We start from the raw sequence: 12,500 nt of genomic DNA on the forward strand, positions 1-12,500 counted from the left end.
CTTGCGTCCTCAATCGCTGGATGCTTTGCACTCACACCACGATAGAGGCAATTGCAGCAACTCAGACCCAACGGATCAACCCATCCCACAGGATTAAGCGCGTACTGGTGAACATTGAGCCCGCCCGCCAGGCCGATCGGATCCTTGTTGATAAACCTACCGACATTGGGATCATAGTACCGATGCCGGTTGTAGCACAGATCAACCACTGATCAAGCATCCCTCAATCGTCCGCTACGTCGCTCAGCCGTCTCTGGCGTCTTCGCGTAGCGGCTCGCCTCGATGAGCCGGTTCGCCAGATCGTAGCGGTACGCCCACGTCGGGCCGCCCCAGTCCATCCGGTAGACCAGATTGCCCCGCTTGTCTTAGTGGTAGCGGGTCTTGGCAGCTTGTACTCGTATTCAGCCTGCCGTTCCCGGTCACGGATCGCCCGATCTTCGCGCGGGGCGTACTGGTGTTCGCCCGCATACTCCTTAAGCGCGAACTAGAGTTGGTCGATATCGTGGTTCCAAAATCTTCCGGGCTCCTTCGCGGAGGTCCGGCTCTGATGCTCCGCCGTGCTAAGTCACTTCAGATCCGTCCCAATTGGGGGGTATTTTTGGTCGTTCCTTATCGAGCCGTCTGAGCGACATGCATCCGATCACGTCGCGATTGGACACATTGATCAAGAGTACGAGAAGATGCCTCAAAGTTGGAATCGCCATCCAGCTTATCCGCTCATCGTCACCCAGCTTCTCTACCGCTTCCAGCGCTTCAGTAAATCCGTAATGCTCGCGGCCCTGCTTCGCGAGATTTTTGCTCCGCAGCTGAAGAAGCCCGACCATTCCAGCGTGAGAGTATTCGTCTAGGTTTCCTTCCTGCTTGAGAAAATTTCGTAGGTCTCCATGGTCGATGGCTTCCCTGAGAATGTCCAGAGCAGGCCCACTCAGATCGCCTCGTTTAGCTACGGACTCGAAGTCAATGTGCAGGGCTATTTCACGTATTTTCATGGATGAGTCACCGTAGCTCCGGACCTGCAACCGCGCAACAAGACCTCTTGTTCGCCATATGCGTCCATCGAATATTCCCAAGACCAACTGTCACCCGCTGCCGGAGCACCCGTAGGCAGTTGTAATACCGTCCCCCCAGGACCCTCACGATTTGCCCACCATTTCGCAATCTCCGGGTCACGAGTCCACGACGTGTAGGGGCTATCTGCCGAACGGCCACCAGCATTGTGTTCGTCGGGTGTTACGCTGCCGTTGATATTCCCCGGCTTTACGACACCTTGTCTTGCGTCCTCAATCGCTGGATGCTTTGCACTCACGCCACGATAGAGGCAATTGCAGCAACTCAGACCCGTTGGATCAATCCAGCCAACGGGATTGGGCGCGTACAGGTGCGAATTCAGCCCCCCCACTAGCCCGATCGGGTCTTTCGATATGAACCGCCCCGTTGCCGTATCGTAATACCGATGCCGGTTGTAATGCAGCCCCGTCTCCTCATCAACCTGCTGCCCCTGAAACCGGATCGGGTTATGCGGCACGATACCCGCCGCCCGCGAAACGCGTGCCGTCAGATCCCGTGTCTCACCCCACGCCTTAAACGTCGCCTCCCACACCACGTCACCAAGATCGTCGGTCAGCATCTGCGGTGTACCAATCTGGTCGCAGTGGTAATGGAACAGGTGCACGTCCGATGCGGGCACGGGTACGCGCTGCAGCGGATCCTCCTCGGGCGTATAGCGCTCGTGCTCACTACGCACCGGCGTCGGCATTCCCGCAACCGGTGCGCCGACATACTGCGCCAGCGGCACGAACGATCCCGCCTCGTAGACGAAGTGCGTGCTGCGCGCCTCATCGCTCTCGTAGGCCAGCGTGTCGCCACTCCACCCGAACACGGTCCGTTCGCCGTCGACCTCCTTCGCGATCCGTCGACCGAACGCATCGTAGAAATACGTGGCGTCGGTTCGACGCATCGCGCGCTCCGTCCGCGCAGCAATCAAACGATTGAAGCCATCCCATTCCAAGCGCCGCACACCGTCAGGCGAGCGCTTCTCGACGAGATTGCCGTGTCCGTCGTATTCAAAGTGCGTCCCCGCATACGCCTTAAGCAGGTTGCCCAGCACCCGCGGCACTTCCGGCGGAAGCGTGCTTTCCGGCCGTACCGGGCTGGCTAGCTTACGCGTGCGCGCCTGCTCCTGATGCCCGGCCTTGAGCAGGTATCCGCCAACTCAAGGGATTTTCATCGTACCGATAGATATTCAAGTTACGGAAAGGAGCACCGGATTTAACCACGGCGGAGGTAGCGGATAGTTGTGCCTGCCACACCCGCACGCGGATCATAGGACGCAGAGACGTCTCCCCACGAGAAACGTTGGCCGTTCGAAATGCCTTGCTGCGTGAGAACTTTAACCAGCTTATCAAGCGACGCACTCTCCGCTGCCTCACTCCAATTGCTCCAGCCTTCTTCCTGTGCGTGATCAACGAGGTAAATGGATACACAAGACAAACGATCACCGAGAAAGTACGTCCAGACGATGTACCCGCAGTCATCGCAGCGAAACTCCAGGACGAGCTTGGTGTATCCACCAGGCAGATGGCTTCTCTCGGCCGACTGAAAGGATCTTCCCTGCATCGCGGCTCGCAGAGTCAGCAGAGACGGGATGGTAGTTCCGCAAATATCAAGATCACCAGTGGGGATGTCGATCTTCATGGCTTGCGGCCCCTATCGACTCTCCGTTATATGGATCACGGAACCGTCCGTTTCGTTTACCTCAATACGAGCATCGCGACTTGGAGCAGCCGCAAGAAAAGCGAGCGCACCGTTATCGAGGTAAAGAACGTCATAAAATACGACACGGCCAAACGCCGTTTGAGGACTGATTGTAGCCCTCCTGGATCCATCGGCATTGACGATGTAGGCTCTATTGATCGCAGACTCATATGGCGCCTCTACAACTGCCACGCCACTCAGATCGCTCAAGCAAAGCCCCTTGATACCTGAAGAACTTCTAACCGTTTCCGTCGCACCGCCCGATTGCCAAGTAATCCCCACGGGTGTCAGATCAAGGACACTAAAGCGCTGAGGATTATCGACTTTGTCGTATCCGGGATGTCGTTCAATAGCTTGAAAAGCGCTAACGATATTGATGTGTGTCATTCGATTGGTCTCGGTGCACCGATTGGCACAAGCTTTGCCCGATCGGCGTAGTTCAATATTTGCACTTGACTGCCACCCCCCGGATAAAGCCTACAGTCGTAAGTCTGAGGGCCAACGGTGCCATGTTGCAATTGAACCCCTTCGGGAATTTGAAAGGTCTGCACCTGCGACACCTTTTCTTTGAATTCAGGTGTTACCGCCAGATCATCTCGAACGTAAGCCACGTCCGGAATGTTATCGGTCGTTGCCCAACCTCCGGGATTTGTTTGCCCCGGTGCCATTGCCATCTGAACGGTCAGGCCTCCGGCCGGTGCAGGTGAGGACATCAATGGTGTATCCGGCATCCACGGGTTTGACGCTTTCGGAGCAGGCAACGCAAGCAAGTTGTCGCCGGCCAATCCCAACGGATCAACCCAGCCCAAGGGATTCTGAGCGTACTTATAGGCGTTGATGCCGCCTTGCAGCCCGATCGGATCCTTGCTGATAAACCTACCGACGTTGGGATCATAGTACCGATGCCGGTTGTAATGCAGCCCCGTTTCCTCATCGACCTGCTGCCCCTGAAACCGGATCGGGTTATACGGCACGATGCCAGCCGCCCGTGAAACGCGCGCCGTCAGCTCCCGCGTTTCACCCCACGCCTTGTATGTCGCCTCCCACACAACATCACCCAGATCGTCGGTCAACATCTGCGGCGTACCGATCTGGTCGCAGTGGTAATGGAACATGTGCACATCCGATGCGGGCACAGGTATGCGTTGCAGCGGATCGTCCTCGGGCGTATAGCGCTCGTGCTCACCACGCACCGGAGTCGATATCCCTGTAACCGGCGCACCCACGTATTGCGCCAGCGGCGCGAACGATCCGGCTTCGTAGACGAAGTGTGTGCTGCTCACCTCATCGCTCTCGTAAGCCAGCGCGTTACCGCTCCACCCGAACACGGTCCGTTCGCCGTCGACCTCCTTCGCGATCCGTCGACCGAACGCATCATAGAAATACCGGGCCTCGGTTCGGCGTGTCGCGCGCTCGGTCCGCGCTGCGATCAAACGGTTGAAGGCATCCCATTCGAAGCGCCGTACGCCGTCGGGCGAGCGCTTCTCGATGAGATTACCGTGTCCGTCGTATTCGAAATGAGTGCCGGCATAGGCCTTAAGCAGGTTGCCCAGCACCCGCGGTACTTCCGTCGGAAGCGTACTCTCCGGCCGTACAGGACTGGCCGGCTCACGCGTGCGTACCTGTTCTGGATGCCCGGCCTCGAGCAGGTTGCTCGCGGGATCGAACGCGAAGCGTTCCGTGCCAGCCGGTCCAATCGATTCGATCAGCCGGCCCACTGGGTCGTAGCGGTAGTCCGTCAGTCCCTTGCCGCTGTCTTCAATGTGCGTCAGTTGCCCAGCCACGTCATAGCTGTAGAGGCGTGCCGCCAGAGGGGCGGGGGCATTTTCACGCTGTACAGCCCGACGCTTTAACTGCCCAGCCGCATTGTAGATCGTGCGCTGTGAAATTCCGCTGGGCAACGTACGTTCGATTTCGCGGTACAGGTCATCGCGCTCGAACTGCACGCGCTCCTCGCCGTCCAGCGCCATGCCATGTACATGCCCCGAGCCATAGGTCAGCCAGTCGATCGCGTGGCCGTCCGGCCGCACCGTGTGCACGCGCACGCCGAGTTCGTCATAGCTGTGATGCCATACGTAGCTACGCTGCACGCCGAACAGGTTGTACGCGTGATGCTCGCGCACGAGGTTGCCTGCCGGGTCAAAGAAGTGTTGCACGCGGCTGTACGCGTTCTGCGCATCGATCAGCCGGCCGATCGCATCGTAGGCGAACCGCTCCTCTGCCTGACCGGATGCACGACTTACAATCCGGCCGCTGCGGTCGAATTCGACCTGCGTCTTTTGTCCGGCTTCGTCGATGGTGTTTAGCTGTCCGCTGTCGACATCGTACGCATAACGGGTTACGACGCCGTCGAACCCAATTGTCTCGACCAGGCGCCCAACCGGGTCATACTGGAACTGATAGCTCACATGATTCGCGTCGGTCAGCCTCGTCAGTCGTGCGAGGCGGTCGTAACCGTAGCTAAGCGTCTGGCCGAGCGCATCGGCCCGGCTCGCAATCCGCCCTGCGCCGTCGTAAACGTAGCGCGTAGTGCGTCCCATCGGATCGGATTGTGCGAGCACACGACCTTCGGCGTCGTACTGCACCCGAACGATACCAGCCGCAGAGGCAATCTCGTCCGGGTATCCATTCGAACCATACTGATACACTGTTGCACCGCCGGCCGCATCCTTCGTTTCCAGCAAGCGCCCTTCCGCGTCGTAGCCCCATTTGGTCGTTTTACCGGAGCAGTCGATATACGCCGTCAGTTGCCCGGCCCCGTTATACGCGAGGGTCTTCGAGCCGCCCTTCGCGTCCGTCACTGCCGTCGGTAGACCCTGCTTGTCATAGCTGTACTTCGTCGTGTGACCAAGCGGGTTAATCTCAGCAGTTACGTTACCTGCATCGTCGTATTCGCGCTTCCAGACATGACCCTGCGGGTCAGTCAAACAAACCATCTGGTCCTTGTCGTCATACGCCATCTCGATGACACTGCCGTCGCGACGGGCGTGCCGGCTCAGATTGCCGCGCGCGTCGTACGTCATCCGTTCGATGCTGCCGTCCGGGTACGTGTGCTGTATCAGGTTATGGTTCGCATCGCGATACATCCACTCTTCCTGTCCACCAGGATGCACGATGCGGAAGGTGTAGCCGTCGCGGTCATAGTAGTGCTGCGTGACGCTGCCCAATCCGTCGGTGACGCTGACTCGCCGGAAGTCCGGATGCCATGCAAGACGTATCTCATGGCTACCGTCGTCCGCGAACTCGTGAACGCACTTCGCCTTTGGCCCGGTTCCGTTCCACTCGAGGTTCATCCCGCGACCGGTCCGGTCGGTATAGCGCGTGATCAGGTGATGCCGGTACACATACTCGCGACGGTTACCGTAGCGATCATTGGCCGTCACCAGGTCGCCGCCGGAAGTATAGGTGTAGCTGGCAAGCGTGCCTATGCGCTTGCCCTCCCCGTCGTGATGCACCGCTTCGACGATGCGGTCGCGATCGTCGTGCACGAAAGCCACGATGGCCTGCGGCGTAATGAGTCGATACAGGCGCCGCTGCTGATCGTAGTCGAGCGTCACCTGGTTGCCAGCACGGTCCTTAACGAACGCGAGACGGAACCTCGAGCCGTGCTTCTCGTACGCCTCAAGCAGTTCATGGCCACGTGTGAGCGTGAGCCACTGTTCGTCGAGCCGTAGTAACGTGAGTCCTTCAGCCTGATCGTCGTGTGCGTCGCCGGGTGCGAGCAATGGGTACTTCACGCTCCGGCCGGTTGCGTCGTGATACACCAGTCCAGCGACGTCGATATCGACGCGCGTCGTGTAAGGAGTAATCCAGCGCGCACCCAGTTCGCCGCCCTCGTCGTTCGCATCGAAGAACGAGCGGTACGTCCGTGTCCAATCGACCGGCATCGCGCCCGGCAGCACGAAGTCCTTGTGGCTCAATCGCTCATCTCCCAGCGCAAAGCCGACAGAGCGAGTCGATGCAGCGGCCGGCGATGGCACCGGACAGTGGGTCTTGCGGTCGTTCGCGCCTGGATGCTGCGCCTCGTCGGTATGCCGGACTGTTTCCTTTCGTCCTTCCCCTTCCTCGTGCTGTACCTTCGTCGAACCGTGCTCCTTGATGCCAGACACGTGCAAACGTTTCTGGTTCAGGACGTCGCGTTTCTTGTCGATCACCGTCTGGAAGAAGTTGATCAGAAAGCCGATCTTCCCGAAGTCCGCCCCGCCCATCTCGAGGATATGCTGCTTGACCGTCGGCACCATACGACGCAACAGGCCAGCCATGTCGCGGAACACCTGCTGGTAGTGCAGGTCGAGCACCTTTGCAGTCGCCGAGCCTGCGTTGAGCCCCTCTTTCACCGCGATCTTCGCGCCGTCGACGAGGAAGTGCCAGTAACCGGCGGCGACCTTGCGCGCATCGTACGCAGCAAATCCTGCGGTAACTTCGTCCGCGTGCTGTCCGGCCGCACGGAGGTTACCGGCGACGCTGAAGGAAGCGTCGCCTGCCACCTTCTCGAACACCTCGGCAAAGCCGTTCATGATCTTTTCGATATGATCGGCACACGTCTTGAGCATTGCATCCAGATATTTCTTCATGCCGTCCACGAAGCTCTGGATTTTTCCGGCGAACTGTTCGCTCAGGCTGTCGATGACCGCCTGCATCACCGCACCCTCGATCATCTGCGCGGACGCCTCGGCGACCGTCTTGCCGGCCTTGACGAGTTCCTCGCGGATCATTTTCATGATCGGACGTCCGCCCATGCGGAACTCCGCCATGTCCGGCGGCATCGGGATGATGCCGATCAGGTCGAGAGCAAGATTCATCCAGTCGAACAGGTCGGGATTGTGCCCCTGCTGGTGGTGGACGATCATGTCCTTGATGTCGAGCGCGAGGTCCACGGCCGACAGGATGTTCGACACCACCGGCACCGCACTGGCCACCGTCTGGAGCCGCTCGAGGGTAATGAAACCATCGCTGATGGTGTGGAGCCAGTTGTCGAAGACCTTGATGCCTGCCCCCACGTCATCCATGGAGAATCGCAGGAGCGGGCCAACGAACACCTCGGTCGGCTTGGGAAGAAGGACAGCTGGAGAATCAGCCATAGCGGTTCTTTTTCTGGAAGATGAGATTTCGCCGTGGGCGAACGTCAGAGAGAGGTCAACGCGGGGACGGCTCCGCGTGCGGTCTGGGCAAGCGAGCCAATCTGTTTTGCAGCACCGCCCAGCTGGCTTGCCGCCGACAGCGCCGTGCTCGCACCGGAGGGCAGTGCATGAGTCAAAGCGCCCTGCGCGAGTCCCATGGCCTGGCCACCCAGTGCCTGCGTAAGACCGCTGCCACCCTGTGCCGCCTGACCGGCTACACCGGCGAGCTTCGATGCACCCGACAGCGCGCTGGCCACACCACCGCCTGCGCCGACCGACCCTGCCATGCCGGCCAGTTTCGACACGCCCGATAGCGCACCGGCCATGCCACCCGCCCCGCCAGCTCCTGCGCCTGCGCCCGCTGCCGACGGCAACAAACCACCGAGTTGCGACAACGCGGATGCCTGCGCAGACCCGCCCGCCTGCAACGGCTGCGCAGGCCATGCCGGAGTCTTGAACACGCTGGACTGATCGTACTGATTGCGCGGATCCTCGCCGAACTGAACCTGCACCGCGCCCGCGGGCAGGCCGCTGACAACCGTGTGACCGTTCGCATCGAGTGCGCCCTTGCGGAGCACCCCGCCATTGGCATCAAGCACCGAAAACGGCGCACCCTTGAAGGGTTCGCCATTCGCATATTTGTGCAGCAGTTCGAGCTGTCCCGGCTGGTCGGATCGGGGCGACGGCAACGGATAGCCCATGCTCGCGGGACCACTGAACGCATGTTGCGCGCCCTTCACATCGACCTTTCCGGGCGCATGAATCTCGATGTTGCCGCCGGCGATACGGATGTAACCGCCGCCGCTCGTCAGCAGGATGCTCTGATCGGCAGCGACTTCGATTTTCTCGGTCGCGGATTGCAGCGTCACGCTTTTTTGTGCGGTCAGTTCGATGTTGTCCGATTGCGCCTGGATCTGAATCTTGCCCTTCGCCGCGAACAGCTTCATGCCGGCGTTCTGCACAAACAGGCTCAGCGTCTGACCCACGCTCGCGATCAGCGATTTCCCCGTCGCGACATGCGTGCTCCCGCCGCTCACGAGATTGATCTGCTGATTCGCTGCGACATGCGCCGATCGTTGCGTCGACAGCGCGATACCAGCCGGCGCGGCGAACAGCATGACCGGTTGCGTGAATGCGTTTGCATTACCGGTTCCGCCGCCTGCCGTACTCCCCCCACCGCCTGTCGCCCCGGCCGCGCTATGCTGAGTCGCATCGGTAAAGCTCTTCAGCGCGTCATGCCCATCCTTCAGACTCTCGGCCTGTGACGTCTCGCTGGCCTGCGACATCGCGTCGATCACGCTTTCCGAATTGACCAGCTGACTGCTTGCTTCCCGGGCATCGAGCGGCTGGCTCGCAATCGGGTGCGTCGACACATACAACCCCTGGCCCGCGCGCAGTGCGCCGTATGCCTCCGAGCTCAGGTCGAAGCCGCTGCCGAGAAAATTGCCGCGCGTGTTGCCGGTGTGGTTGATCAGGTACCCGAGGTGCAGTTGCGCATTCGTACTGCTGCTGTAAAGCTGGACGCGGTTCTGCCCCGTCGCGTCGTCCATCACCATCTGGTTGAAACCGCTGCCCGAGAACTCCTTCGACCGATAGCCCGAAAGCAGGCTATTCGAATGCCACTGCGGTTTTGCCGCGCCGTTGTAGACGCGATGAAGAGCGATGGGCCGGTCTATATCGTTGCCGACGTGGCCGATCAACAGTTCTTCACCCGCGCGCGGCATGTGGACACCGCCATAGCCACTGCCCGTGTCCGACTGCGCGACCCGCACCCAGCACGACGCACGTTCGTCCCCTTCGTTGAGCCTGTCCCAGATGAACAGCACCTTGATGCGGTTCAGTTCGTCGGTGTAGGCCTCCTGGCCCTTCGGGCCGGCCACGATCGCGGACTCCAGCTTTGCTTCGGGCTTGTGGTGTTCGAACGGACTGCGGTACGGCACCGTCGTGCGCTGCGCCTCGATGGCGACCCGGTAGAAACCGGTCGAGCCGTCGGCGTGGCTCACGCTGAACGTGTGGCCAGGATCATCGGCGCGGGCCTGCGTAAGCGGGTTATGCAGGCTGTGCGGATAGCTCGCCTCGTGACCGGAGAGCGGGAGATTGTTTTCGATGGTCCACTCGACCTCGATGGCTGCGAATTCGCGCTGGCTATCGCCGTCCTGGTCATGCACAGGGTGACCGGCGACCGTGAAGCGCCGTCCAGCATCGATCTGCCGCAGGCCGCCTACACCGTGAAAGCGCTTCGCCTGCGACTCCCATTCCTCCATGCGGATCTTCGTCAGCTGGTCGCCACGATCCTGCTCTGGGTACGTATAGCCGCCTGTGTACTCGTAGACCTCCGTCTGCGCGGGCAGATCGCCCTGATTGCCCATCGTCGGAATTGACGTGGCTTTCGGATTGAACGGTGTCGGGGGACTCTTGTAGTCGAAGGTGCGCGTCGATAGTGTGGCGGATTGCAGCGTGCGTGTACCGGACCACTGCGTGAGCGCGTCGGCCTCGCTGCTCACACCTGCACGGTAGAACCCGACGGTCGCGGGGGAAAGCGCCTCGAGTGTCTGAAGCTGGTCGGTGACGACCAGCGTGTGCGATTTGCCGTCGGCGGCCTGTTGCCAGATGCCGTAGAGCCCTTCGGACTCGAGGAGCCGGTGCACGAAATTCCAGTCGGTCTCGTCCTGGCGGCAGTATGAACGGGACGGTAACGGCTTCGACAGCGCGAAGCGGAACATCCCCTGCGCCTGCGGATGCTGATTGAACACGTCCGCGATGATGGCGTCCGCGCTTTTATCCTGCCAGTGGCGCTGGTCGCGGCGGAACCTCAGGAAATGCATCCATGAGGAGAAGCCAAGCTGATAGCTGGTCAGGCTACCTTCTGAACCCAGCCGGCGTGCGGTATGCACGTAGCCGTGATGCGGCAGGTACGAAGCGTCGGCCTGTTGAATCCAGAGCGTGATGGGCTGGGCGATCAGCGTTTTGAGCTGGACGTCGCCCGACGTGGATACGCAATCGAGCATCCAGAGGTAGTCACGGCCAATCCTCGATCGCCCGGTGACCCGGTGCGGCAGCAGCACATTCGCACCCGCCGGCGTATCCAGTTTCAGAAGGCGGTCCTGCTGCGACAGTCCGCCGGTTATTGCCCCGATCATGTCTCGCGTGCCCATTACCGCCCCGGTTCTGATTATCCGATTACCTCGCGTGATTTTACGTATGACCAATGAAGGTAGGCAATCGGTAAAATATAAGGAATTGCAAAAAGGGAGAATGATTTAACGCAATGCAGATATCCAGGTGAATATTCATTACAAAAATATTAATGCCACCCGATTTGCATCGGCAAATGTCAGGAGACCAGGAGCATCGCGCCTGCCGACGCTTCCGCCTTGCGATTTCCCGCTTCACTCTCTCCCAGTACTGGTCCATGGCGTGGTCACGCTCGACCTTCATGCGCGGCGCTGCGCCGATCAGCCGTAGCACAAGCCGGGCATAGACGTATTCCATAGAAGTCGCCGCGCCGCACCATGTGCAATCGATACGTATGCGTCATCCGTGCCCGTCACTACCGCCCTGCCTCTTTTCGCAAAACACCGACGCTCTACTGACGCACACCTGTCTTTTTACTTTCATCCGAAAGTCATGATAAGGTCCGCAAAGTACCCAGGTAAGGCCATCTAGCCGTTCACATGCGCCTGTCATCTGCGCACGGCACGCTGTCGCAGGCGCGGCCCCGCGTGATTGCCATCGTTCCGCTCTCCACAACATTTATGAGATGCGCGCACCGATCCACGCAACGAAGCGTTCCAGTTGCGGCAACGCACAACGCTCGCCGGGCGGCTTAAGATAGTGACGTTTCCGGATGGACAACGAATCGACCAACAAGGAGTACGCATGAAAGAAGATCAGGTGCGCTCGAAGGCATTTGCGATGCCGCTCACGAGTCCCGCATTCCCGATGGGCCCTTATCGTTTCGTCGGTCGCGAATTCCTCATCATCACGTACCGTACCGACATCGATCTTCTGCGCGAGATCGTGCCCGAGCCGCTCAAAGTCACCTCGCCGCTCGTCCACTACGAATTCATCCGCATGGCCGACTCCACCGGTTTCGGCGACTACACCGAAAGCGGCCAGGTCATCCCCGTCGAATACAACGGCACACCCGGTGGCTACACGCTCGCGATGTACCTCGACGACCATCCGCCGATCGCCGGTGGCCGCGAACTGTGGGGCTTCCCGAAAAAACTCGCGTCGCCCACACTGGCCGTGCACACCGACCACCTGCTCGGCACGCTCGACTACGGCTCCGTCCGCGTCGCGACCGGCACGATGGGCTACAAGCACCAGACGCTCGACATCGCGAAAGAACAGCAACGCCTGGCCGGTCCGAACTTCCTGCTGAAGATCATCCCGCACGTCGACGGCACCGCGCGCGTCTGCGAACTCGTACGCTACTACCTGCAGGACATCCACATGCAAGGCGCGTGGACCGGCCCCGCGTCGCTCGAACTCGCGCATCACGCGCTCGCTCCGGTGGCCGAGCTGCCGGTGCTCGAGATCGTCGAGGCACGGCATCTGATCGCCGATCTGACGCTCGGCCTCGGCGAAGTCGTGCATGATTATCTGGCGCAGTAGTCTCGC

The 12,500-nt window shown here is 60.3% G+C and carries 6 protein-coding genes and 2 pseudogenes; 1 reads left to right on the forward strand and 7 read right to left on the reverse strand.

Annotated elements, in window-relative coordinates:
* Positions 1-59 precede the first annotated feature (59 nt).
* From ACREXZ_RS14940 to tssI, 7 genes and pseudogenes are all read right to left on the reverse strand, one after another.
* Positions 60-200: pseudogene (locus ACREXZ_RS14940) on the reverse strand (RHS repeat-associated core domain-containing protein); the annotation flags it as partial.
* A 360-nt stretch (positions 201-560) separates the two neighbouring features.
* Positions 561-989, reverse strand: coding sequence for a hypothetical protein (locus ACREXZ_RS14945; RefSeq protein ID WP_431764863.1), 429 nt, complete (start codon positions 987-989; stop codon positions 561-563).
* A 341-nt stretch (positions 990-1,330) separates the two neighbouring features.
* Positions 1,331-2,152, reverse strand: a pseudogene (locus tag ACREXZ_RS14950) (RHS repeat-associated core domain-containing protein); the annotation flags it as partial.
* A 116-nt stretch (positions 2,153-2,268) separates the two neighbouring features.
* On the reverse strand, positions 2,269-2,694 hold the full coding sequence (locus ACREXZ_RS14955; protein ID WP_431764864.1) for a hypothetical protein: 426 nt from the start codon (positions 2,692-2,694) through the stop codon (positions 2,269-2,271).
* Positions 2,695-2,706: 12 nt separating this feature from the next.
* On the reverse strand, positions 2,707-3,141 hold the full coding sequence (locus ACREXZ_RS14960) for a hypothetical protein (RefSeq protein WP_431764865.1): 435 nt from the start codon (positions 3,139-3,141) through the stop codon (positions 2,707-2,709).
* Complete coding sequence (locus ACREXZ_RS14965; RefSeq protein WP_431764866.1) at positions 3,138-7,835, reverse strand: RHS repeat-associated core domain-containing protein; 4,698 nt, start codon at positions 7,833-7,835, stop codon at positions 3,138-3,140. The genes ACREXZ_RS14960 and ACREXZ_RS14965 overlap by 4 nt, the downstream gene beginning before the upstream one ends.
* 44 nt (positions 7,836-7,879) lie before the next feature.
* The gene (gene tssI / locus ACREXZ_RS14970) at positions 7,880-11,029 is read right to left on the reverse strand and encodes a type VI secretion system tip protein TssI/VgrG (RefSeq protein WP_431764867.1); all 3,150 of its coding nucleotides are present in this window, start codon (positions 11,027-11,029) and stop codon (positions 7,880-7,882) included.
* Between the two features lie 724 nt (positions 11,030-11,753).
* Between tssI and ACREXZ_RS14975 the strand changes: the two genes are divergently transcribed.
* Complete coding sequence (locus ACREXZ_RS14975; protein WP_431764868.1) at positions 11,754-12,494, forward strand: acetoacetate decarboxylase; 741 nt, start codon at positions 11,754-11,756, stop codon at positions 12,492-12,494.
* Positions 12,495-12,500 lie beyond the last annotated feature (6 nt).

It is taken from the genome of Paraburkholderia sp. (assembly GCF_050742655.1).
Classification (GTDB): domain Bacteria; phylum Pseudomonadota; class Gammaproteobacteria; order Burkholderiales; family Burkholderiaceae; genus Paraburkholderia.